A 24,256-nucleotide genomic window follows, 5' to 3' on the forward strand; every position below is an offset into this window, starting at 1 on the left:
GCGTTATTTGCTGGCAGTGAACAGGGGTGCGCCGACGGCGATATCCCCGCCGACGGTGACCGCGTCGGATGGCACGACATTGCCGGATTCCCGCTCGTCCATGACCACAACGGGGACGATCGGATTCAGTCCCTTGGCCTCGACGGACGGAACGTCGTAGGTGATCACGACCTGCCCCGCCGTGACGTCGTCGCCCTGGCTGACGTGGGTGGTGAAGCCTTCGCCGTTCAATCCGACGGTGTCCAGGCCCAAATGGACCAGGACCCCGACATTGTCGGATGTCAGGACGATGTACGCGTGCGGCATCACCTTCAACACTTTGCCGCTGACCGGCGCGACCGCCTCGATCACCCCGCCCGGCGGATCGATTGCGGCGCCGTAGCCGACCATGCCCTGCGAGAACACGGGATCGGGGACGTCGGAAAGCGGAACTGCACGCCCTGCGACCGGGGCGAGGACCTGCGTCGTGATCACTGTCGTGACTCCTTTGCTTATGGGCACCAACAATACGAGCGTGACCGAAAAACGGTCTCGTCTTCGAGGTTTCCTCTAGGCTTCCGCTGAGCTTCGATGGTGGCCGGCGGGTGCGGCAAGGGAGGGCCTTGGAAAATGAGCGACACGACGAAACGTGAAGTCGGGCAGGGAAAATCGGGCCTGCGAATTCCCGGATTCGCCCAGTTGCAGCGGCTCGGCAAGAGCCTCATGCTGCCGATTGCAGTGCTGCCGGCCGCCGGGATCCTGCTCCGCCTGGGCCAAGACGATCTGCTGGGCAGAATCCAGGCACCGGTTATCGGGCCTTTCTTCAAGGCGATGAGCGCCGCGGGCGACGCGCTGTTCACCAACCTTCCTCTGCTGTTCGCCGTCGGCGTCGCCATCGGATTCGCCAAGAAGGCGGACGGATCGACCGCACTGGCGGCCGTCGTCGGCTATCTCGTGGTGCAAGCCGTGTTCAAGACGATGTCGCCGGTGGTTCTGGCCGGCGAGGTCGACAAGGCGGGTGAGCAGGCCCAGATCAACTACAGCGTGTTGGCGGGAATCGTGGTCGGTCTGGTCACGGCGTGGCTGTTCGATCGCTACCACACCATTCAGTTGCCGTCCTACCTCGGATTCTTCGGAGGCAGGCGCTTCGTCCCGATCGCAGTGTCGGTCGTGTGCCTGTTCCTCGCCTTCGCGATGAGCTACTTCTATCCGATCTTCGATGCCGGACTGACCGGCCTCGGCAAGTTCATCGGCGGGTCGGGGGCCCTCGGTGCATTCGTGTACGGCTTCGCCAACCGCATGCTGATTCCGCTGGGCCTGCACCACATCCCCAACTCGTACATCTGGTTTCTGTACGGCGACTACCAGACCCCGGACGGCCGCGTCGTCACCGGGGAACTCACCCGGTTCGCCGCGGGCGATCCCACGGCGGGCATTCTGACCTCCGGCTTTTATCCGATTCTGATGTTCGGGCTGCCCGCGGCGGCGTTGGCGATGATCCATGTGGCGAACAAGAAGCAGAGGAGAGTCGCGGTAGGCATCCTGTCGGCCGCGGCGCTGACCGCGTTTCTCACGGGGGTGACCGAGCCGCTCGAATTCGCGTTCATGTTCGTGGCGTTCCCGCTCTACGTCATTCACGCGGTACTGACGGGGTTGTCGCTGGCCATCGCATACCTGCTCGATATCCACCTGGGCTTCTCGTTCTCGGCGGGGCTGGCCGACCTCATCCTGTACGGCACGGCGCCCGCCGCGAAGAACATCCCATTGTTGATCGGGATGGGGGTCGTGTTCTTCGTCCTCTACTACGTGCTGTTCCGGTTTGCGATCACCAGATGGAACTTGAGGACACCGGGACGGGAGCCGGAAACCGAATTCGAGGCAGAAGAGCAGGCCAACCTGGGTGAGGGCGGCGGCGCCGACACCATCATTTCCGGGCAGGCAGCCGGCGGATCCGGTTCGGCGACCGGGACATTGACCGCACCCGCGCCGACCGACAGCAAGGCCGAACAGATCATCGCAGCGTTCGGTGGCCGGGAGAACCTCGTGAACGTCGACGCCTGCATCACGCGCCTGCGCATGGAGGTCGCCGACAAGGACAAGGTGGATCAGACCCGCCTGAAGAGTCTCGGGGCCGCGGGTGTCGTGGAGGTGGGCAACAACGTTCAGGCGGTGTTCGGGACGGATGCCGAGGCGCTGAAGAACGACATCATCGAGATCCTCTAGTCGCTTCCCGTCCGTCATCCCGACGGGAAATCTCGTCAACCACTTCACGCCGGTCCCGGCGGGGGCGATCGACAAGTGCGGCGGCTAATTCTCGGGTAGGAACACCGCCGCAACGGCCCCGGCGACGATGGCAAGCACCAGGATCGTCACCGCGACGGCCGTCCAGCCACCTCCGTCGAAGGCCACCCCGCCGAACCAGCCGACCACACTGGACCCCCCGTAATAGAACAAGTTGTACAGCGACGAGGCCTGTGCCTTGCCGGTAGGAGCCGACTGGCCCGTCCAGCCCGACGCGATGGAGTGGGCGCCGAAGAATCCGGCCGTGGCGACCACCAGGCCGAGGAGAACCGCGATCACGTTGTCACTCAGCGTGACCGCGATTCCGGCGACCATGACCGCGACCGACACCAACAGCACCCGCTTCCGACCGAATCGAGTGGCTTTCGCACCGGCCAGCGACGAGGTCCAAGTCCCGGCGAGGTAGGCCAGGAACACCAGGCTGACGGCGAACGGCGAAAGGAAGAACGGCGCCGCGGTCAACCGGAATCCGAGGAAGTTGTAGAGCGCCACGAAGCTGCCCATCAGCAGAAACGCCTGCGCGAAGAGCGCGAGTTGCCTGCGGGATCGCAGGTTGGCGACCAAGCGGTCGGCCAGGCTGTCCCCTGGGCGGCCGCCCGAGCGCCTCGAGGGAGTGAAGCCACGGGGCTGCGGGGCGAGCTTGACGAAGGCGAGCGCGGCCAGTCCGCAGATCAGCGCGACGGTGAAGACCCCGATTCGCCATCCGGCGACCTCCGCGACGGGACTGGAGACCAGCCGTCCCAGCAGACCACCGATGGTGGTTCCGGCGACGAACGTGCCGGCTGCGCGTGTCGCGTGTGAGGGGTCGATCTCCTCGGTGAGGTACGCGACGGCGATGGCGGGCACGCCGCCGACGACCAGACCTTCGAGAAACCGTCCGGCCAGCAGCAATTGATAGGTGGGCGCGAACGGGACCAGTAGCCCGACCGCAGTTGCGACGGTCACCGACATCGATATCGCCCGCACCCGGCCGATGCGGTCGGCCAGGGTGGACCACGGGATGACGCCGATGGCCAGGCCTACGGTGGAAGCCGAGATCATCAGCGCTGCGTCTGCAGCGCCGACGTGCAGGTCCGCGGAGATCAGCGGGAGCACTGCCTGCGGTGAGTAGAGCTGAGCGAACGTCGCGACACCCGCGCAGAACAACGCGGCAAGCAGCCGACCGTACGCGGCAGATCCGCGAGCGTGTCCGGCCCAGGTCCGGGGAGTCGAATCCTCGATCGTCACCGGTGAAACGGTAGGAGGCGGCGTTTAATGTGTCTAATGCATAGCTCTAAGCAAGTCCATACATTTGGCACATCATCGCTGTTCGGCCGGCCGGGGTCGGTCCGAGGACGATTTGAGAAATGTGACGAAGCGATCTGCCGGCGGCGATTGTGCTCGATCCGGGTCCCACACCAAGCCCACCTCGCGCTTGGCCCCGACGTTGGAGAGCGGTACGTGGACCACGTCGGACCGTCCGCCGTCTCCGGGAACCGGGACGACAGCGACGCCGAATCCAGCACCGACAAGCCCCTCCACCGCGGGAATCTCGCTGGCCTCGAAGACGATGTCAGGATCGAGGTTGTCCTCCGCCCACAGGACGTCGGTGAGGTGCCGCAATCCGGACTGGCTGCCGAGCACGATGAACGACTCCCCCGCCGCGGCGGACAATCGCACTCGGGCGCGCGCCGCCAGGCGGTGCCCGCGGGGCACAGCCAGGCACAGTCGTTCGACATACAGCCGGTGCCAGGCCAAGCCGGGCGCCTCCGGACGCGGCGCGGTGATCGCAATATCGGACTGCCCATTGAGCACACGGTGGGTGATTTCGTGAGCGGGACCCTGGAACAAGTCGAATCTGACACCGGGATCCGACTGACGAAAGCGTCGAAGTTGCTCCGGCACGTACCAACTCGCAAGCGAATGAAGGAATCCCAACCGGACCCGTCCGGTACTGGGGTCGCGCAACGCCGCGATGCGCTCACTGGCGGACTGCATCTCGGCGATGCTGCGTCGTGCATGCTCGAGCATGATCTCGCCGTACGCGTTCAACCGGAGTCGCCGGTTCACCCGATCGAACAGCGGCGTGCCGGCTTGGGCCTCGAATCGAGCCAAGGCCCGCGACAGCGTCGGCTGGCTGACCGCCAGTTCATCGGCCGCCTCGGTGACATGTTCGGTCTCGGCGAGAACGACGAACCACTTCAGTTCCTCGAGATGCACTGCTCGACGATAACGAAACGGCATGAAGTCGGTGGCCGACATGCTGTCACCGCATCGGCGGTCGGTTCGTCGCCGGTGCGACGCCGATCGCGCTCGACGGCGCACTGCCGTTGAGCACCTATGGCGGACAACTGTGCGCCGGACGCATGCACGGCTACTGGCGTTGCAGGAAGCGTGCCTTCAACTGCGCGGTCAGGCCGGCGACCGTCAGATGGTCCGGCGGCCCGAAGTGGCGGTCGATGCGGCAGGAGGTGGGCCGATCGCGGGATGCATGCTGCTGACGTGCTGACAGGAAACGATGCAATTGTTGTATGTCGGTAGGGGCAAGAGAGAGGAAGCATCCATGTCCACCTGGCTCATCACCGGCTGCTCGACCGGACTCGGCCGCGCGCTGGCCGACGCCGTCATAGGCGCCGGCCACAACGCCGTCGTGACCGCGCGGGATATCCGCAAAGTCGCCGACCTGGCCGACAGCGCACCGGATCGCGTGCTTGCGGTCGCCCTCGATGTGACCGACTTCGAGCAGGTTCGCTCGGGGGTCAGTCAAGCTCAGGAACGTTTCGGCGGAGTCGATGTGCTGGTCAACAATGCCGGTTACGGTTACCGCGCGGCGGTCGAAGAAGGCGACGACGCCGATGTCCGCGTGCTGTTCGAGACGCACTTCTTCGGCACCGTCGCGATGATCAAGGCGGTCCTACCCGGCATGCGCGCCCGTCGGTCGGGTGCGATCGTCAACATCTCATCGATCGGCGCCCAGCTGACCCCGGTTGGGTCGGGTTACTACGCCGCGGCGAAGGCCGCCATGGAAGGCGTCAGCGGAGCACTGCGCGGTGAGCTTGCTCCGCTGGGCATTTCGGTCACCATCGTTGAACCCGGCGCATTCCGAACCGATTTCGCGGGGCGCTCGCTCGCGCAGTCGTCCACAGTCATCGACGACTATGCGGCGACGGCGGGGCAACGTCGCAAAGAGAACGACACCATGCACGGCACCCAGGCCGGCGACCCGGGCAAGGCCGGTGCGGCGATCATCGCCGCCGTCGGATCAACGGACCCACCGGCATTCCTGCTCCTCGGGCCCGACGCGTTGGCCGCCTACCGCCACATCGCGGACGAGCGCACGAAGGAGATCGCGAGGTGGGAGGAACTCTCGGCCAGTACCGACTTCGACTCCTAACTGCGCGGTTGGCTTCGCATGGTCTCCAGATAGTCGAGCGCGGCAGCGCCCTCGTCGGCGAAGAAGACGAGTTCGGCGAGTGGCACCGGCAAGAACCCGTCCTCCTCCATCCGCTGAAGCTGGATCGCCAAGCCGTCGTAGAAGCCCGCGGCATTCAGCAGGACCACCGGCTTGTCGTGCCGACGGTGCTTCCTCAACTCGAGAATCTCGGTGGCCTCATCCAGCGTGCCCAGCCCACCGACCATCACGACCACGGCGTCCGCTCCGGCCAGCAGCAGCGCCTTCCGTTCGGCGAGATCCTTGGCGATCACCATCTCGTCGGCGTCCTCGCGGGCGAAGGTCCGCAGGAACTCGACCGAGACGCCGACGAGCCGGCCACCGGACTCCCGCACTCCGTCGGCGACGACTTTCATCAGACCTGTATCGGAGCCACCCCATACCAGCGTGTGGCCGCCCCCGCCGATGAGCTCGGCGAACTCGCGGGCCGGCCGCGTGTAGCGCTCGTCGAGATCAGCGGCGGAGAGAAAGACACAGATTCTCATGGACAGCCTCGAATTCTCTTCGCACGAAAGGTCATCGCACCAACCTAAAGAATGCCCGAAGATCCTCGACGAACAGCTCGGGTTGTTCGAACGCCGCGAAGTGTCCGCCCCGAGGCATCCTCGACCAGCGGGCGATGTTGTAGTGTTCCTCGCACCACCGGTATGGAAAGCGAAAGATGTCTTTGGGATATGACGCGATACCCGTCGGCAAGTCGACGCGGGCCACGGCCCTAAGGAAGTCGGCGCTCTCCCAGTACAACCGGGCCGACGACGCGGCCGAGCGGTTGACCCAGTACATCATCACGTTGTCGAGCAGTTCGTCGCGCGTGAGCACGTTCTCGGGATCGGCCGTCGCAGTCCATCCAGCTTCTGAATTTCTCGATGATCCAAGCCATTTGGCCGACCGGAGAATCCACCAGTCCGTAGCCCAGCGTCTGTGGCCGCGTGGCCTGCTGTTTGAAGTAACCCGATTCGAGACCGTCGTAGTGCGCCAGTTGGGTCAGTACCCGCCGCTCGTCGTCGGTCGGTTGGTTGGTACGGTTCGAAGGAGGCGTGCTGACCGGCATGGTGGTGTGGATCGCCACGCACCGTCCGCGATTTCGGCCGATCTGGTTGGTCACTGCCGCGCCGCCCCAGCCGCCGCCCTGGGCGCCGTAGCGGTGATAGCCGAGGCTGACCATCAGGGTGTTCCACGCCTGGGCGATCTTGCCGACCACCCAACCTATTTTGGCGGGCTTGCCGGAGAAGCCATAACCGGGAAGCGACGGGCAGACCACATGAAAGGCGTCCTTCGCTCGCCCGCCGAACCCGGTCGGGTTGGTAAGGGGCTCGATCACCTTCTGGAACTCGACGGTCGACCCGGGCCAGCTGTGGGTGAGCAGCAGTGGGAAGGCGTCGGGATGGCGGGATCGGTGGTGGATTAAGTGGATGTCGAGCCCGTCGATGTCGACGAGGAACTGCTCGAACCGGTTCAGGGCGGCTTCCCGCGCACGCCAGTCGTAGCCGTTCAGCCAATAGGCGGCCAGGTCGCGGGTGTATGCCAAGGGCATACCCTGGCTCCAGTCGTCAACGGGCTCGTTGTCGGGCCAGCGTGTCCGGGACAACCGCAGGCGTAGATCCGCGAGATCGTCGTCGCCGACGTCGATCCGAAACGGCCGGAGCTTGCTCATCGAGAACCGTTGTCGGAGCGCGATTCGTCGACCACCGTGATGATGCCGGCAGGCTCGCTGAGGGCGTTGACGGTCTGTGCCGCCGCGAAGTCGATGTGAACGCGCGGGGCGGGCGGAAGGTCACCGTCGAAATAGGTGCCGGGCCCGTAGAAGTAGCCGTACCGCAGGATGACGCCGTTCACCGCGAGCACGGCGTCCTCGAGCCAAGCGACCGCGTCGGCCTCCGGGCCGGGACGCATTGTCCACGCGACGCTTTGGGCCACGATCTTCGTCTGGGGGAGGTTCTCCAGCGCTTCGAGCAGATTGCGGGTGCCCTCGCGCCTGATGCGCGCATTGACCAGGGACACCTCCGGCAGGTCGTCCAGAGCGTCGGGGAGGTCCGTCAGTTCGTGCAGAAGCAGGTCGGGCGAGAACCAGCGAACGGATCTGCTGAGACCCTGGCGGTCGAAGACATTGCAGACGATCGGTTGCGCGCCCATCGCGGCCAGTCCGCTGGCCTTCTCGTCGGACCGGGTCATGGCCCCGACCGTGTGGCCGGCGTCGATCAGCAGTGGCACGAGCCGTCTGCCGATGGCACCGGAGGCGCCGGCAAGGAAGATGCGCATGCCTGTCCCTGCGGCGCCGACGCCGTTGGTCGAGCCTTCGGGGACATGCGCCGTGGTTGTAAGGCGTGAAATAGTCATCGCGCTTTCTTTCTGTGAGTTGGTCTATCGCCGCCGCTGCGTCAGTGGTTACCGAGCAGGTAGGGCATGTTTCCGTAGGGATAGAAGCTGACGACCGGGGCGGTGCCGGTGATCTCCACGTTGCCCGGTGACTGACAGGTCTTTCCCGTGACGGTCGAAATGCAGTTCTTGTGGAAGGGGATCGGAGCCGCCGCCGCCGCCGGTGCGGTCATGATCGCTGCCGCGGCAGCGACCGCCGCGAGCAGCGGTGTCAGGTATGTCGGGTTGACTCGCATGGTGATACTCCTTGGTTCGACGGTCCGAGAACTGGACTGATTTCGAGCTGATACTTCGACGCTACGCGCGGAGTGGCATAGAATTCTGGTCCATTCTCAAGGTAAATCGATGGGCAACTTTTGCTGGCCACGATTTGGAGCGCATGCTGGCGGAAGGCTTGCGGGACGAGTGAGACGGCCCCGAAAGGCGTTCAGGACCAAAAGCATTCGTCGATGGAAAGCGACCGTAACGTTACGGCGCCGTTCTTCTCATACTTTCGCCGCACCGTTACATTCGGCGCGGCGGTCAGTCGCGTGCGTGTCGTCCGTCGTCGGACGGCCGCTCTCGGAAGGCGATGGTGAGTTGGACGCGTGAATTCACATCGAGTTTTCGGAAGACCGACCGCAGATGCGTGTTGATCGTGTTGGGCGAAACCCCCAACTCGACTGCGGCGGAACGGTTTGTGTGCCCCGTGCTGATCAGCGCGACGACGCGCAATTCGGTCGGCGTCAGTGCCGCCCACCCCGTCGGCGGCCGCTGCGCGGGATGACTTATCCGGACGCCACGGATACCGCGGCTGCGGAGACGTTCCGCCACCGAGCGACTGCTCGAGACCGCGCCGACCCGTCGATAGATCTCCGCTGCCTCCACGAGCGCCGCGATACCCGCGTCTTTCCGGTTTTGCTCGAGCAGCATCGACCCCAGGTCATTCAGCGCGTCGGCGAGCACGAGGGGCCGCGGCGAGTCCCGGAGCAGGCGCACCGCCTCGGCGAGCACCCCGGGATCATCGGCCAACGCGCCGCGGATGTGGAGCGCTGTCCCATCAAGTGTCGGAACGCCCGGATTGCGTTGGGCCACAAGGTCGGCGATGTGGGCCGCGTCGAGAGCGAACTGCCGATCGCCGGCCTCGAGTCCGATGCGAGCCAGCACTCGCATCCACGGCGGCAACCACGGCCAGGATTCGTGAGACCCCTGCGCGGTGTCGAGCAGTGGTCGCAGAATCGCCAAACTGGCGTCGAAGTCACCGACTTTGGCCGTCACCCAGCCCCGGATCAGATCCAGGCGGGGCGCGCGAAGCTCCTCTGAGGACTCCGCGTCGCCTTCGACGGGTTTGACCAACTCCGCCGCTCGGCCCAGATCGCCGCGGTAGATCGCCACCGCAGCAAGCACCATCCGAGCGTTGAGCCGGTATGCGTGGTTTCCGGTCTCGTCGGCAAGCGTCAACAGCGTGCGCGCTCCCGCTTCGGCGGCATCGAAACGGGCGAGATTGTGGTCCTGCCACATCTGGGCGTAGAGCATCGACGGCAGCAGGCGGTCGACGGCATCCTGGGCGTCGCGGATCTTGGCCAGCATGGCCTCTGCGTCGTCGTAGCGGTCCAGATGCTGAAGTGTCCGGATCTCTTCCGCCTGATGCGCCCAGGCCGACAGTCGGCGGAGATCGGAGAAATGCTCGAGCGCGAGCTGATGACGGCCCTCATTGCGGGCGGCCTCGATCAGCGCGATGACGGCAAGCCGCTGCGATTGGGTGTCCGCGAGTCGCAGGCCCTCGGCGAGCGCGGCCTGAGCCAATGCCTCGGCCCGCGCCGCCGGTTCGGTGCCTGCTGCGGCCAGCGCCTGCATTGCGGCCAGTTGAGCGCGCAGCGCCGGAGAGACACCGCCCTGTGCCAGCGCACCGTCGGCGCGCCGTTGGACCTGCACGTAGTCACCGGTGCACCACAGCGCCCGGCAGGCCTGCAGTTCGATGCGGGCGATGGCCTCCGGCTCGACAGCGACCGACAGGAGTCGATCAGCGATCGCCAGTGCCTCACCCTCCCGCTGAACGTTGACCAACGTCTCGGCGGTACGTTCTCCGGCCAGCAGCCATAGTGGATGGGTGTCCGACGTCAGCGCGAAAGCCTGTTGGGCCAGTTCGGCTGCCTGATCCGGCATCGAAGCCAGGCATTCGCGCGCCGCCTGTTCCAGAGCGAGAACGGCTTCCTCGTCGTCTCGGGTGGCACTCGCGCCAAAGTGCGTCGCGGCGGCCAGCGCCGACCTGCCGTCACCGACGACGTATCGTGCGCAGAGGCGGTGCAGCGCCCGCCGATCGGTGGGAGCGATGTCGGCGTACACGGCATCACGGACCAAGTCGTGGAGGAAAAACAACTCCCCGTCCGCGCTGCCCAGGAGGCCGTTGTCGACGCCTTCGCGGGCCAGCATCCCCATCTGTGCTTCCGAAACGCCCCCTAGCAGACGTCCGGCGTCGGCGATGCCGAGCGCACGTCCCCATACGGCGGCGAGCCGGATCAGGGCGGCTGCCTGTTCCGACAGCCCGACGAGGCGCCCGCGCACACCGACCGACAACTCGGCGTGGAGGTCGCCAAGGCCCTGGCCCCGTTCGTGTCGCCGGGCGAGTCCGTCGATCACCTGAACGGCCCAGAACGGGTTGCCGCCAACCCCGCCGAGCAGCTTGCGGGTCTGCGGCGAGGGCTGTGCGCCCAGCCGATCGGTCGCAAGATCGTCGATGTCGTCGAGCGTCAACGGACCGAGGGCGATGCGTGTGAGCGTGGTGGCCCCGTCGGTGCCCGCGATCATCTCTTCCAGGGGATCGCTGGGGGCCCACCTGCTGGAGACCGCCCACACTACGGGAGATCCCGCGAGCCGGGCCGGCAGCACCCGTAGCGCAAACCTGGTCAGCCGGTCGGCCCATTGCACATCGTCGATGGCAATCAGCACCGGCGCGTGTACGGCCAACTCCTCCAGCAGGGCACTGATCCGATCGACGAGCCAGAGCGGCTTGTCGTACAGCGGCGCGAGGCTGGCGAATGCCTCGCCCGGTAGCAATGGTTGAGGGCCGGACCGAAGCGAAACGAGAAGTGGCGCACCCGGGGCGATCTGGTCGCCTTGTTCGGCCTTGCCGCTGCCGACGCTGAACCCGGCGCGGGAGGCCTGTTCGACAATGGCACGTAGCACCGCCGACTTGCCGATCCCCGGCTCGCCGTTGATCACCACGAGAGCGCCCTGCCCGGTTCGGGATACGCGGCGCAACGCATCGAGCGCGCGGGACATCGCCTCGCTGCGTCCTCTGAGAGCGACCTGCGCCATCAGTCGTCCATCCCGTCATGCCCCGAAGTCGACACCCCGGACGCCGCACACCGGGCGGGCGCCCATTCAGATCGTGCGAACGGGTGACATCCGGGCCCACCTCCCGGGTCGATCCGTCCGCAAGCAATCCGTCTCACCCGAGCCGCCTGACTGCGACCTCGGTCGGCAGCACCGTCCCTTCAGGGCAACCGCGTGATGTCTTGATGAACGCAGACAAGCGTGAAAGTGATTCCCCCGTCGCCGTCATATACCGGCTGGCGGGTAATGCGAACGAACGACCTTGATGTCTGTGAGTCTTCACAGGCACTCGGTGACGGATGCAGGCTCACAGCGACATCCCAAACGTCTGTCACGAGGGGTCTGATTACAGGGTCGGGCCCAGCGTGGGCGACCACATCCGCGGCACCGCGATGGCGCGCCGTCAGTGTAAATACCCTCCGGACAGCGTGTTCCGGCTAACTCCGTCACGTGTGGCCCCAAAGATAGTCAATTCGTGTGATGGGCAAGCAATCGCGATGGTGGTTTAGTCATCGCTGCTTGTGACGTTACTCGCAAGTAAGTTCCGCCGTGTTCGTGATCACATCCAGTCCAAGGGGTTCCACATGCAAGCAGCCGTTCGTCCTCGATATGCGGCAGGCGTCGCGCTCGTCGGGGCGAGTCTCGTCGCCACGGCGACCATCGCGCCGATACCGGACATCCACCTGCCCGCCGTACACCTGCCGGCGATCCACATGGCGGACGTCGACCTAGCCGCCGTGGTGAACCCGCTCGAGGTGTACGCCAAGGTGTTCCAGGACGCCCTTGCCAACGCCAGCGCGATAGGCACCAACGGAAGTCTGGGAGAGTTCCTGCAGGACGTCATCACAAATCAGACCAACAACTTCGATGCGCTCGCCGGTGCGCTTCAGACGACCGGCGGGGAAATCGCCAGCGCGCTGAACACTCAGGCGCCGCCGCTGCTGCAGGCTGCGGTGAACCAACTGCTTAGCGGCAACGTCTCGGGTGCGGTGAATAGTTTGCTGACGGTCCCCGTGGGCGCAGCCCTGCCCGCCATCGGCCTGCTTCCCGAGTTGTCGGCGTTTCTCACCGCGCCGTTGCAAAACATGATCAACGCCATCAATACCTTCAACGTCGATCCGATCACCGGCGCGCTGCTCGTCAGCGGCTTCATCGCACCGCTGATCAGTACGCCGGCAGCCGCCGTGGTCGCGATCCAGAACGTCATCAACGCCGCCGGCGCGGGCGACCCGCTCGGGGTGTTGAGCGCCATTGCGACGGCTCCGGCCACGATCGCGGACGGCTTCCTCAACGGCGGCTACGGGCCCGACCTAGGCCCACTGGTCACGCCAGGTATCCCCGTCTTTGCCGGCGGTCTGCTCAGTGCGGCCGGCATCGTCGAAGGGCCCAACGGATTGTTCGTCAACACCGGTGGACCGATTGCGGCGCTACAGCAGATACTGCACAACATCGCCAAGGCGATCACACCGCCGACGGTAGCTGCGGCAGCACCTCCACCGCAGACCCAGGTCGCCAGCCTTCCCAAGACGGCGGCCACGACGGTCAACCTGGCGACCGGCAGCACCGCGGCGAGCGTTCCCGCGACGGCGGCGCCCGCCATAGACACCGCAGCCGGGACTGACACGACGAAGCCGTCCCCTCAGACGCCCGACGCGACCGACGGCACTGGTGCCGACACGCCGAAGGACTCCACGGACGCCACGAAGGACACTTCCGACGCCACCACCGGTACTGAATCCGACAGCACCACAAAGGATTCGACGAAGCCGGAGTCAACCGATGCCTCGGACGGCGCCGTGAAGAGCGGAACCGACACCAAGTCGGGCACCGACACCAAGTCCGGCACCGACACCAAGTCCGGCAACAAGTCGGAGCCGCAGAATTCCGCGGGCTCGGCTTCGAACACCGGCAAGGCGGGTGGCTCAACAGGATCCACCGCAGGCCACGAAGGCTCGCCGGAGCAGGCGGGCGCATCGAAGCCCTCCGACTCCGGCACGTCGGGTGCGGGCGCCGAGAAGGGCGAGAACCACGCCTCGAAGGCAAGCGGTTCCGCGTCGAAGGGCAAGTAGTCCTCGACAGTTTCGAAACGACCGGTAGGCCTCCTCCATCCGCGTGACGGAGGAGGCCTACCGCCGTTTACCTCTAGCCGAAGAGTTGATCGAGTGCTCGGTGTTCGAGTTCGATCCATCGATGCACTTGCGCCCGAACATCGTCCACTTCGTCCGAGCCCAAGTGCCTGGCTCCGTCCGGAGTGATTCGGCAGAGGTCCATCGGGCCGCCGACGCTGGGTGATGACGCGTCCAGTGCGTCGAGCACGCGAAGCGCTGCGACCACTCCATAGTCGATGTCGCGTTCGGTCATCCGAAAATGCGCGAGCAACGCATGTGCCTGCTGAGCCATCGGCGCGCCGCTGCCGACAGCCTGGAATCCGGTCTCCTCGTGATGTCCGATGAGCCCGTTCGGATCGAGGTCGACAATGAAGGGGACGTCGCCGGCATAACCCCGCAAGCACATAGGTGGCGGGGGTGCCTGCAGAGTCCTGGCCCGGCACGTTCGGGATGAAGTTCTCGTAATGATGTTTGAGCACGGGCAGCACCCTCGATTGAAGAGCGTGTCCGATGTTTTTCGCCTCGACGACGGCGTCGGCTTCGTCGTTGAAGATGTGTTCGATGTCGTAGAGCACCGCGCGTGATCCACTGCCACCCCACGCGGCGTGGTCTCCCAACGGGTGAAGCTTCTGCGCGGGATACGTCAGTCCCCTGCCGGCATCTGTTATCTGCGAGTCTGACGCCAGCACAATGTCGTTCGCACAACGCAGCGCCAGGACGACGGTCACGGCCTCAGTGCACCCGTTCGATGTCAGGCATCCGCCAGATTTTGTCGAAGAACCGCTTCTGCGGACCGTAGAAGCGGCAGAGGACCTCGAAGCGACTTCCCCTGCGCGTAGGGATCCAGTTCGTTTCGTTTCCGGCTGGGGGCTGGGGCGCGAAATACAGATCGACTGAACCGTCGCCTTCGACGTGCAGACCCGGTGTGTTCGATGATGGACTGGCTCAGGGCATCTCGCGGATGAGGGTGTGCGTGGTGCGGTCGTAGGCCGTCGTCGACCAGTACAGCGTGACCCGGACGTCGGGTGGTACGGGCAGTCGGTAGGTCGCCGCTCCGTCCAACGGGTTGCCGTCCTTGTCGTTGATGGTCATGAGGTAGTACTGGCCGGCGCCCATTTTCTTGGCGCTGGAGAATGCCGACGAATAGGTGACGCCCCGGTCGTCCACCGGGTAACTGTCGGGATCGTTGAAGCCGGCCTCGGATGCTTCGACCAATTCGCGGGAACCCGCGGTTGGCCGATCGCCCGGTTCGGTGGTCGTCGCGCGGGACAATCTCCTTCACAACCTGTCGAGTCGAACATCGACACAGCAAGTGGGAGGCGATGACGATGAGCAGCACCGAGCGGGAAGAGAATGCCTACACCCTAGGGGTTCAGGCCGGACTCTGGGGGTACCCGCTGGCCCATCGAGTGGAGGCGTTTCCTCGTACCCTTGCGATAAAAGGGGTCGGGCACAACTCGTTTCAGAAATTCAACAGGCTCAAGACTGCCGACGACCGATTCGTCGTCACCCCCAACAACCTGACCATCGACGGATACGCAGTTCTCGATCTCGCGGACGGTCCTGTCGTCATCCACGTCCCCGAACTCAGCGACGACCGCTGGTTCATTGTGCAGATCGGTGACGCGTTCGACGACGTCGTCCTCAATATCGGCGGCTCCCGCCCGCATGTTCCGGGCGCGTATCTCATCACCGGTCCCGATTTTCGGGGCGCCGTTCCCGGCGACATGATGCAGGTCGGGTTTCCTACCAATATCGGGTTTGTCGGTCTGCGTATCGCGGTGCACGGGACCGGCGACCTCCCTGGTGCGGTGCAGGCTCAGGAAGGCTTCGCGATCAGACCGCTGCCCGAGTATCTGCGGGACGGCATCGCGGGCGCGGAGGTCGACTACAGTCCGATCGCCTTCTCGCCACTCACCGCCTCCGACGATCTCATTCACTTCGACCGACTCGGGTCGGCGATGAAGTACATGCTGTCGGCTCATTCCGACGTCAACGACACATTCGTGCGGACGCTCGCGACGATCGGGCTCAGCGTCCGCAAGGGTTTCGACTGGCAGTCGCTCGACGAGTCGACCCTGGCTGGCTTGCGCCGCGCCGCGCCTGTGATCGAGGAGATCGCCGACGAGCGCTGGCGCACAATGAGCGACACGGTGAATGGATGGCGCGGCTCAATGGCATCGGGACGGTGCAGCTACGACTGGGCGCTCAACGCCGCCAACACCAAGAACCAGGTAGGTACCGAAGTCGCCGACCAGGTCGTCTACGTCAACACCGCCGTCGACTCCGACAATCAGCCACTGGACGGAACCAACACCTACATCCTGCATTTCGAGCCCGGCCAGACACCACCCGTCGCGGGCATGTGGAACATCGCAATGTATGACGGCTCAATGTTGTTCACTGCCAACGAGATCGACCGCTTCTCCATCGGCAGCACCACAGACAGCCTCACCGAGAATCCCGACGGGTCCTTGACCATCTACCTCCAGCACGCGAGGCCACCCCAGGATCTGCTGTGCAACTGGCTGCCCGCGCCCGCCGGGAGCTTCAACCTCACCATGCGGTACTACACCCCCCTGGCACCAGTGTTGGACGAGACTTACAAACTCCCCGCCGTGCGTCAGGAACCAACGCGCGAGTGAAAATGAGCTGTCGCACCTGAAGCCGGGCGGGAGAGGGTCAATCGCCGAAGTGGTTTCCCGTGGTCTTCGTCGGTGCGGCGTCCGTGCGCGCACCCCCGATGAAATCGACGGTGGCGGTGATGGCGGGACGATGTCGAAGAATGCGGTAATGCGCCAAGCGGCCGAGTCCGCGGGTGGTGACCAACTGCGCCCCTGGCCACGCTTCGACGATCCGCTCACTCGCCGTGTAGGGGCTGTCGGGGTCGTCGGGGTCATGGACCACCAACAGCGGCGGGTTATCGGTGCGGGCGGCGGCCACCGCGGGGATGTCGGTGTCGAGCAGCGGTACGCCGAGGCGGCGATCGAGGCGGCGATGCAAGCCGGTACGGATACGCGGCCCGAAACCGTGCCGTTCGGCGAAAGCGTCGAGGTATAAGGAGAACTCGCCCATCGGCGCCAGGAAGACCATGCGTTCGACTTCTGAACCCTGCGCCACAGCCAGCGCGGCCGCCTTGGCGCCCAGGGAGTGGGCCACGATCGCACGCGCCGGACCATGGGCTTCCACGAAGGCCTGCACCGCTCGGGCGCATTCGACGATCGTCGTGCGCCCGGGCGCGAGATCGCCCGGGTCAGACCCGTTGTGGCTGGGCAGGTCGAATGCGATAACGCGGTGTCCCGCCGCGACGAGCGGTTTGACGAAGATTCCCAGATGCGCCTGGCAACCACCCCAGCCGTGCACCAGGTACACCGGTGGCCCGTCGCCCCAGTATTCACCCGTCGTTCGGTGTCCGTCCCAGACGGCCGCGACCGGTGTGCCCGCCGAGATACCGGGCGGCATCCGCAAGCTCGCGTTCATCACCGGCGGTGTGCACCACAACTCGAGGGCCAACTTCGCCCCCACCCCGGGCGCACAGAGTTCCAGCAGTCCGAAGCCCGTCGCACCCACGGAGCAATTGGCGCCTCGACGCCGGAGCCGTCGAGGACCGAATCAGATTCGACAGCCTCAGCCATCCGCGTGCCCCTTCGAAGTCGCCAAGCACACCTACACCGCGGCCACCACCGCCCCTGGCGGCCGAGAGCTCAACGCTCTCCGCCACCCAAACACACCCGCCAGCCCTTCGACAAGACGCAGCCTTTTGTCAAGAACGGTGAATCCCGCCGTCCTTCTCCACGCTGATCAATGCCTTTCTCCGAGACGGCAGGCAAAGTCATCGTGGAGAACACGGCGAAAAGCGCCAAGGCAAGCAGCCCTGACCCCTGGCCGCTCAGTGGTCGGACGACGGCGACGCCGCTTCCACCTGGGCGACGTCGGTCAGGCCGCTGATTTCGAGGACCGGCATGAGTATCGGATTGGCGATCAGGCGAATGTGACCGGCCCGCGCGAACAAGGCGTTGATGGCGCCGCTGTCCAGATACTCCACCCTGCGGAGATCGACGGTCACCGTTCCGCCGTCGGTCGACGCTTTCGTCAACGCGTCCGCAAGGGCCTGGCTGAAGGCATCGATATTGCTCAGGTCGAGTTCGCCGGCCGCTTGAAGTACGAGCGTGCCGTCGTCTCGTCGGTCGATACCGAGGCGTAGGGGCGTGGCCATCAGGCGATCCTTGAGTGCATGTGAACGGTGGTGCCGGTGGCAAGTGGCTGGATCGTGACATCGTGCATCAGGGCCCGCATCAGGGCAATGCCGCGTCCGCGGTGGGCGGAGGCGACCGGCTCGGGCGGCTTCCACGATCCCGCGTCCGTGACCGTGATGTGTAACCGGTCGGCCACCGCGGAGACGAGCAGGACGATGGTGCCGCCGGTGCTGTTGCGGTGACCATGCTCGATGGCGTTGGCTAGCGCCTCACCGGCGGCAATGAGCACGTTGATGGACTGATCGGGGTCGACCCCGGCCCGGCCCAACCATCCGCGAAGCGCGGCGCGGGTCGATGCGAGCTCACTTACGTCGGCGGCGAGCTCGACCTCCAGCGGGACCGGCTGGCGGTACAGCAGGAGAGCGACGTCGTCCTGGTAGCCGCCGCTGGGCGCGAGCCCGGACATGATCTCGTTGGCCAGATCGTCCAGCGCGGTCGAACGGTTGTCCTGGACCAGGTCGGCGGCTCGGGCAATCCCTGCGTCGAGTGGTTCGCGACGACGCTCGACGAGGCCGTCGGTGTAGAGCAACAATGTTGCCCGCGGCGGCATGACGTCACGGGCTTCGGGACGGGACTGGTCGTACGGCAGTCCAAGCGGCGTGGCCCGCGCATCCTCGAGCAGCCGCATGGTGCGATCGGCCTGCACCAGGATGGGCGGTGGATGTCCGGCGCTGGAGTACACCAACTCGCCGGTGTCGGGACTGAGCACGGCACAGAAGGCGGTGGTGCAGCGCGCACCCGGCAGCCGCGCAGCGAACCGGTCCAGGGCCGTCAGCGCGGCGGCCGGGCTGGGGTGTTCGAGAAGCAATGCGCGGCAAGCACTTCGGAGCTGCCCCATGATCGTCGCGGCTTCGAGCCCATGGCCGACGCAGTCGCCGACGATCAACGCGATGCGGCCGTCGTCCAGATCCACGACGTCGTACCAGTCGCCGCCGACCTGAAGCGGGCGGGTCGCCGGTTGGTACCGCACCGCGAATCCGCTCGACACGGCCGGTCCGAGGATCGCGTTCTGTAACGCCAACGCCGTTTCCCGCTGCTGGTCGTGCTGGTGCACCCGATGCAGGCCCTGGCCGAGGCGGCCGGCCAGCACCGTGAGTAGCGTGCGGTCTTCCGCACTGAAAGGCCGATGCTCGGCCAGCTCGATCGACATCACCAGCACGCCCGCCGGATGCTGCATGGCGATGCCCGCGGTTCCAGCTTCGGCGGTGTCCGGGTTGAGCAATTCACCGTCGCGCAGAGCGCCGATCTTCTCGCGTGTGACGGGGGTCAGGTCTGCCCAACGCGCGGGCTGGCCGACGCACACGAGGTCGGGCGCACCGGAAATGGCGCCCTCCGCGGGCAGGGTGACGGCCACGACCCGGCGCGCGTTCCACACACCACGCAGTTCACCGGCGGCGGCGCGCACAGCGTCGTCGACTGTGTCGGACTGGGCCAGCTGCTGATTCAGTGAGGCCAGTGCGGACTCGCGCTGCACGGTGTAGTGCTCAGCGGTGACATCGCGGAAGGTGCCCACCATGACGCGCCGGCCGGTGTCGGGTTCCTCGACGTGGTTGAACGCGGCGGTGACCCATAGCCGGTGTCCGTCGCGATGGGTGACGGGAACCGTGAAGGTGCCGTGCGGTTGGCTCATCAGGTCGGCGAATGCGGCCGCCACCTGCCGGTGGGCGTCGGGCTCGGTGTCCGCTGAGGGCCACCAGGGGTGGAACGGTTGGTAGGGCAGCCCGTCGGCGCCGTACCCGAGGATGTCGGTGAAGGCGGCGTTGATCTCGATGACTGCACCCTGCTCGTCGCAGACGAAGAAGGCTTCCTGCAGCGACTGAACGAGCGCGGTGCGAAAGTGCGCATGGTGATTGCGCAGGCGCGCGAGTTCGACGCTGGCGCGCACGCGCGCGAGCAGTTCGGCAGCGGCGAACGGTTTGACGAGATAGTCGTCGGCACCGGCCCGCAGACCTTCGATGGACGCTTCCTGGCCGGCGCGGGCCGACAGCAGGAGCACCGGCACCGCGGCGGTGTGCGGATCGGCGCGCAACGTCGCCACCAGGGAGAGCCCGTCCAGTCGGGGCATCATCACGTCGCTGACCACGATGTCGGGAACATCAGCGCGAACGGCCGTCAGTGCTTCTTCGCCGTCGCTGACGGCCGTGACGCGGTAACCGGCGCTGCGCAACAGGCGCGTCAGGTATTCGCGCATATCGGTGTTGTCGTCGGCGATGAGGACGCGGGCCGGGGCGCCGGAGACGCCGGAGTCGGACGTCAGGGCGGTCTCGGTCGACGCAACAGGCAGCGCCGTGCTGTCGCCGGGCACCCACCGCAGAGCTTCCTGCACAAATGGCTCCGCCAGACCCGAGGCTGCCACGGCGCGTCCCGTCGAAGCGACCGCGTCGGCGGGTAGGTGCGTGACGCCGAACGGCAGTCGAACGGTGAACGAGGTGCCGGCACCCTCGGTGCTGTCAGCGCTGATGCCGCCGCCGTGCAGCACCACCAATTCCTTGACGAGTGCCAACCCGATACCGCTGCCCTCGTTGGACCGCGCGCGTGCGGTCTCGATGCGGTGGAACCGTTCGAACAACCGCGGCATCTCCTCGGCGGGCACACCGATTCCGGTATCCGCGACGGTCACGACCGCCTCGTTGTCCTCGCGATGCACCTTGACAGAGATGGACCCGTCGAAGGTGAACTTCAGCGCATTGGACAGCAGGTTGAGGATCACCTTCTCCCACATGTCACGGTCGATGTAGATCGGTTCGTCCATCGGCGGGCAGTCGACGCCGAACTTGAGGCCGGCCCGGTCGACGGCCGAGCGGAATACGCTGGCCAGCTCGGCGGTGACGGCCGCGAGGTCCACCGGCTCGTAGCGCGCCTGGGTGCGGCCTGCCTCGATACGAGAGAAGTCCAGCAGCGTGTTGACCAGTTTGGTGAGTCGTAAACCATTGCGCCACACGACATCGAGCTCTTCCCGGGTCTGCTCGTCCAAACCGGTGCTTCGGCCACGCAGTTCGGCCACCGGGTCGAGGATCAAGGTCAACGGTGTGCGGAACTCATGGCTGATATTGGAGAAGAATGTGGTCTTGGCGCGGTCCAGCTCGGCCAGCTCTTCGGCCCGGGTCTGCTGGGCGCGGTAGCTGCGGGCACTGCTGATTCCCGCCGCGATGTGTGTCGCGACCAACGTTACGAAGCCGCGATAGCCCTCATCCAGCGGGCGGTAACGGTTCAATCCCGCCACCAGGAACCCGCTGGGCGCATCACCGGGTTGCAGCAGCGGCACGACGAGTGCCTGCGCGGGAGGTTCGGGCCAGTCACCGGTGGGCAGCTCCGGGAACGTCGCACCGTCGAGTGCGATCAGCACCGATTCACCGCGAGCCGACTCTTGCACCGACCAGACGGCGGCACCGTCGGACGACAGGTACGCCGGGGCGATCGGATGTCCGGCGGCCACCCCGCTCGCACCCGCGAGTCGCGCGTCGCCGTTGTCGTCGAACAGGTAGGTCAGGGTGAACGGTAGGTCGCGCCGATTCTGGTCGAGCTGGCGATCCGAGAAGGCCAGCATCTCTTCCTCGGTGCGCACCACGCTGGGATCGGATCCCAGATCACGCAGCGTCGCCATCCGGCGTTCGCCGATCACCTGCTGGGTGTCCTCACTGACCACGCACAGCATGCCGACGACCTGCCCGCCGTCATCACGCAGCGGACTGTAGGAGAACGTGTGATACGACTCCTCCGGATATCCGGACCGCTCCAGGAAGAGCAGTAGCCCGACATCCCAGGTGGCCTGCTCCGACGACAGGACCCTGTCGATCCGTGGACCGATGTCGTTCCAGATCTCCGCCCACACTTCAGTGGCCGGCCTGCCCAGGGCCCACGGGTACTTGCGGCCCAGGGTGTCGCGGCGATAGGCGGCGTTGCAGAAGAAAGTGAGCTCCGGACCCCACGCCATCCACATCGGGAAGCGGGACGAGAGCACCACGCTCAACGCCGTTTGCAGGCTCTGCGGCCATCCCGACGGCCGTCCGAGCTCAGTGGCCGCCCAATCAACCTGGGCAAGATCACGACCAACCTCGGCGTCTGCGCTGAACACCGCGGCGAGTAAGCCGCCTTCAGCGTCCTCGGCGCTCACCCGCGGTCCCGTGTCACTGCTGTCCGTCGGTTCCGTCGAGCGCGTCCGTCAGCGTTTCATAGGGCCGAAGCACACCGTCGAGCTTGGTCACCTCGATCGGACGGACCACCTCGGCACTGGTGGCGACCAGGCGGACGGCGACACCGTCGGAGCGGCCGCGTTCATAACAACCGAGGACAGCGTTCAGGCCGGCGCTGCCGAAGTACGTCACGTCGGCCAGTTCGATGACAAGGATGCGCGTCGGATGGTTCGAGGCAGCCTCGAGGGCCGCGTCAAGATGGGAGATGAACGTGTAGACGGTCCCGGAGTCGACCTCGCCCCCGGCCGACACCACGACCGCGGTGTCACGAACATCCTGCTTGATCTCCAACTCCGTCACGCGCACGCACTCCGTCACTATCGGGTCGACAAGCCGCCGAACTCCCCGTTCGCCGGTCGGCGCGTACCACCCATCGCTGTCGTCAGCACCAGATTAATCAAAAAGACGTGCCCGGATGGGGCTGATGTTGCGGTTTGAAACCACCGCTAGCGGTCGCGACGGGCCGGCACCCGCTCGTGGACGGTGAGCAGCAGGTGATCGAACTCGCGGCGCAAGCTGTCTGGTTGGTGGTTGATCGTCTCAAGCTCGGCGATCACCTGTGAGGCCAGTGCCCGCAGTTTGGTGTTCGTCTGCTGAGATCGCCAGAGCAGGATCTCGAACGCGGCATCGGCAGTGATGCGGTAGACCAGCATGAGCGCGCCCTTGGCCTGCTCGATGGCCGCGCGCGCCTCGAACAGTTCGGGCAGGGAGTCGTCCAGAGCTTCCCTTCGCGCCTGATCGAACGTGTCAGTCAGGTCGATGTAATAACCCTCGCTCCCCACCACGGCGCCGTCGCTCGCGATCATCCGGTCGGCGAGGACGATGACGTTGTGCACGCCACCGGTGGTGTCGATGAAGCGGTGCCGGCTGGAGAACGCCTCCCCGGAGTGCAGCAGATGGTCGAGCTGATCCTGGACGTGCTGGCGATCTTCGGGGTGCTTGTGGGAGAGCAGCAATTCGGTGGTGGGCACGATGGTGCCCGGTTCGTAGCCGTGCATGCGCGTGACCTCGTCCGACCATTCCCACCGCTGGCCCACGAACCAGAATCGGAAGCTGCCCACCTTGAGATGCGGGACCGCGGCGACGTCTTCGGGCACCTGACTGTGCGCAGGCTCCGGCTCCAACATTGGGCGATTATTTCATCCCCCCGTTTGTCACGCGCTTTATTTACGCGTGTTGCTCGGGCACCGTGCAGGTGGCGCACGGTCTTATGGTGGGTGGATGCGCTCCGATCGCCAATCCCGCGGCGAACAGCGCGACGGTGTCGAGTTGACCAATCTCGACCAGCCACTTGGTCCCGATGCGGCGGCGACGAAACGTGACCTCGTCGACTATCTGGATGCCGTCGCCGACCGGATGCTGCCGGGTCTCGCGGGTCGCCCGCTCACCGTATTGCGAGCATTGCGCGGGCGTGCTCCGTTCATGCAGAAGAACGTCCCGAAGTACACCCCGGACTGGATTCGGACGGTGCCGATCTGGGCCGAGGCATCGAAGCGCGAAGTGCATTACGCGCTCTGCGAGGACCGACGAACGCTGCTCTGGTTCGCAAATCAACGCGCCATCGAGTACCACCCGACCCTTGGTCTGGCGCCCGATATCTACCGACCCACCCATCTCGTGCTGGATCTCGACCCACCGACCGATGACGACTTCACCGTCGTGGTCGCCGCGGCACACCTCGTCCGCCGCGCGCTCGCGGACTCCGGCCTGGCCGGCGCGGTCAAGACCAGCGGAGCGAAGGGTGTGCACGTTTTCGTGCCGGTCGATGACGCCGCCCCGGTCGAGGATGTCGCCGGTGCCACACGCGCGATCGCTGCGCGGGCCGAAGCACTCGATCCGGGCCTCGCGACAACGTCTTTCGTCGTGGCGGACCGCGGCGGCAGGGTTTTCGTGGACTCGACCCGGGCCGGAGGAGCGACCGTCGCCGCCGCGTACAGCCCGCGACTGCGGGCGGGAACGCCGGTGTCCTTCCCGTTGGCCTGGTCCGACCTCGACAGCATCACACCGAGTGACTTCACGGTGCGCACCGCGATCGACGCCCTTGCCGGCGCCGACCCGTGGGTTGACGAGATGCCCGCTCCGCAGCGGCTGCCGAGCGACCTGATCGAATACGGCAGAACCATTCCGGTCGCACGTGTGGCCGCGATGCACGAGGGCAAGCGCCGCGCCCGCGCCCGGCGGGAGGCCGCGAACTGAGCGGTCCTGGCACCCGAGAATGGGTACTGGGACCGGCCCAGCCCTTGCCGAATACCATGCGCCGCCCGCCACACCGGCTCGCACAGCGGCCCGCAGTCGATG

17 protein-coding genes and 4 pseudogenes are annotated in these 24,256 nt (G+C 65.9%); 6 read left to right on the forward strand and 15 right to left on the reverse strand.

The window, feature by feature from the left end; translation table 11 throughout:
- Positions 1-3 precede the first annotated feature (3 nt).
- Complete coding sequence (locus ACVWWN_RS30655; RefSeq protein ID WP_457147207.1) at positions 4-474, reverse strand: PTS sugar transporter subunit IIA; 471 nt, start codon at positions 472-474, stop codon at positions 4-6.
- A gap of 135 nt (positions 475-609) precedes the next feature.
- Here ACVWWN_RS30655 and ACVWWN_RS30660 point away from each other — a divergent pair, with 135 nt between their 5' ends.
- Positions 610-2,202 (forward strand): PTS transporter subunit EIIC, encoded by a 1,593-nt coding sequence (locus ACVWWN_RS30660; RefSeq protein WP_457147208.1) that lies wholly within the window; start codon positions 610-612, stop codon positions 2,200-2,202.
- Positions 2,203-2,286: 84 nt separating this feature from the next.
- Here the strand turns inward: ACVWWN_RS30660 and ACVWWN_RS30665 are convergent, their stop codons facing one another.
- Together ACVWWN_RS30665 and ACVWWN_RS30670 are read right to left on the reverse strand one after the other, a co-directional pair.
- Positions 2,287-3,507 carry an MFS transporter gene (locus ACVWWN_RS30665; protein WP_457147209.1) on the reverse strand — a complete coding sequence of 407 codons (1,221 nt, stop codon included), beginning with the start codon at positions 3,505-3,507 and terminating at the stop codon, positions 2,287-2,289.
- Positions 3,508-3,579: 72 nt separating this feature from the next.
- A complete protein-coding gene (locus tag ACVWWN_RS30670) occupies positions 3,580-4,479 on the reverse strand; it encodes a LysR family transcriptional regulator (protein ID WP_457149343.1) in 900 nt (299 codons plus the stop codon).
- A gap of 59 nt (positions 4,480-4,538) precedes the next feature.
- Between ACVWWN_RS30670 and ACVWWN_RS30675 the strand changes: the two are divergent.
- Positions 4,539-4,768, forward strand: a pseudogene (locus tag ACVWWN_RS30675) (thiolase C-terminal domain-containing protein); the annotation flags it as partial.
- A 54-nt stretch (positions 4,769-4,822) separates the two neighbouring features.
- On the forward strand, positions 4,823-5,653 hold the full coding sequence (locus ACVWWN_RS30680; protein ID WP_457147210.1) for an oxidoreductase: 831 nt from the start codon (positions 4,823-4,825) through the stop codon (positions 5,651-5,653).
- On the opposite strand, the gene ACVWWN_RS30685 is transcribed toward ACVWWN_RS30680, so the two are convergent.
- The 5 genes and pseudogenes from ACVWWN_RS30685 to ACVWWN_RS30705 all read right to left on the reverse strand — a co-directional run bounded on the left by ACVWWN_RS30685 (position 5,650) and on the right by ACVWWN_RS30705 (position 11,383).
- Positions 5,650-6,195, reverse strand: a complete 546-nt coding sequence (locus ACVWWN_RS30685) for an LOG family protein (protein WP_457147211.1) — start codon at positions 6,193-6,195, stop codon at positions 5,650-5,652. The two genes, ACVWWN_RS30680 and ACVWWN_RS30685, sit on opposite strands and share 4 nt — an antisense overlap.
- A gap of 31 nt (positions 6,196-6,226) precedes the next feature.
- Positions 6,227-7,364: pseudogene (locus ACVWWN_RS30690) on the reverse strand (epoxide hydrolase family protein).
- Positions 7,361-8,047 (reverse strand): NAD-dependent epimerase/dehydratase family protein, encoded by a 687-nt coding sequence (locus tag ACVWWN_RS30695; RefSeq protein ID WP_457147212.1) that lies wholly within the window; start codon positions 8,045-8,047, stop codon positions 7,361-7,363. The pseudogene ACVWWN_RS30690 and the gene ACVWWN_RS30695 overlap by 4 nt, the downstream one beginning before the upstream one ends.
- A 41-nt stretch (positions 8,048-8,088) precedes the next feature.
- Positions 8,089-8,322 (reverse strand): hypothetical protein, encoded by a 234-nt coding sequence (locus ACVWWN_RS30700; protein WP_457147213.1) that lies wholly within the window; start codon positions 8,320-8,322, stop codon positions 8,089-8,091.
- A gap of 286 nt (positions 8,323-8,608) precedes the next feature.
- On the reverse strand, positions 8,609-11,383 hold the full coding sequence (locus tag ACVWWN_RS30705; RefSeq protein ID WP_457147214.1) for an AAA family ATPase: 2,775 nt from the start codon (positions 11,381-11,383) through the stop codon (positions 8,609-8,611).
- Positions 11,384-11,985: 602 nt separating this feature from the next.
- On the opposite strand from ACVWWN_RS30705, the gene ACVWWN_RS30710 reads away from it, so the two are divergent.
- Positions 11,986-13,470, forward strand: a complete 1,485-nt coding sequence (locus ACVWWN_RS30710) for a hypothetical protein (RefSeq protein WP_457147215.1) — start codon at positions 11,986-11,988, stop codon at positions 13,468-13,470.
- 73 nt (positions 13,471-13,543) lie between these two features.
- Here the strand turns inward: ACVWWN_RS30710 and ACVWWN_RS30715 are convergent, their stop codons facing one another.
- Positions 13,544-13,909, reverse strand: coding sequence for a hypothetical protein (locus ACVWWN_RS30715; protein WP_457147216.1), 366 nt, complete (start codon positions 13,907-13,909; stop codon positions 13,544-13,546).
- Between the two features lie 332 nt (positions 13,910-14,241).
- A pseudogene (locus ACVWWN_RS30720) lies at positions 14,242-14,625 on the reverse strand (DUF1214 domain-containing protein).
- A 212-nt stretch (positions 14,626-14,837) separates the two neighbouring features.
- Here ACVWWN_RS30720 and ACVWWN_RS30725 point away from each other — a divergent pair.
- Positions 14,838-16,154: a DUF1254 domain-containing protein gene (locus ACVWWN_RS30725; protein WP_457147217.1), complete on the forward strand. Its 1,317-nt coding sequence runs from the start codon at positions 14,838-14,840 to the stop codon at positions 16,152-16,154.
- A gap of 37 nt (positions 16,155-16,191) precedes the next feature.
- Here the strand turns inward: ACVWWN_RS30725 and ACVWWN_RS30730 are convergent.
- The 5 genes and pseudogenes from ACVWWN_RS30730 to ACVWWN_RS30750 form a co-directional block, all read right to left on the reverse strand.
- Positions 16,192-17,144, reverse strand: a pseudogene (locus ACVWWN_RS30730) (alpha/beta fold hydrolase).
- Positions 17,145-17,398: 254 nt separating this feature from the next.
- On the reverse strand, positions 17,399-17,725 hold the full coding sequence (locus ACVWWN_RS30735) for an STAS domain-containing protein (RefSeq protein ID WP_457147218.1): 327 nt from the start codon (positions 17,723-17,725) through the stop codon (positions 17,399-17,401).
- Positions 17,725-21,879 carry a SpoIIE family protein phosphatase gene (locus ACVWWN_RS30740; protein WP_457147219.1) on the reverse strand — a complete coding sequence of 1,385 codons (4,155 nt, stop codon included), beginning with the start codon at positions 21,877-21,879 and terminating at the stop codon, positions 17,725-17,727. The genes ACVWWN_RS30735 and ACVWWN_RS30740 overlap by 1 nt, the downstream gene beginning before the upstream one ends.
- A 13-nt stretch (positions 21,880-21,892) precedes the next feature.
- Positions 21,893-22,258 (reverse strand): STAS domain-containing protein, encoded by a 366-nt coding sequence (locus ACVWWN_RS30745; RefSeq protein ID WP_457147220.1) that lies wholly within the window; start codon positions 22,256-22,258, stop codon positions 21,893-21,895.
- 146 nt (positions 22,259-22,404) lie between these two features.
- Entirely contained in the window at positions 22,405-23,085 is a 681-nt protein-coding gene (locus ACVWWN_RS30750; RefSeq protein ID WP_457147221.1) for a PAS and ANTAR domain-containing protein, read from the reverse strand.
- Positions 23,086-23,179: 94 nt separating this feature from the next.
- Here ACVWWN_RS30750 and ACVWWN_RS30755 point away from each other — a divergent pair, with 94 nt between their 5' ends.
- Positions 23,180-24,154 carry a DNA polymerase domain-containing protein gene (locus ACVWWN_RS30755; protein WP_457147222.1) on the forward strand — a complete coding sequence of 325 codons (975 nt, stop codon included), beginning with the start codon at positions 23,180-23,182 and terminating at the stop codon, positions 24,152-24,154.
- Positions 24,155-24,256 lie beyond the last annotated feature (102 nt).

It is taken from the genome of Mycobacterium sp. URHB0021, from assembly GCF_054057895.1.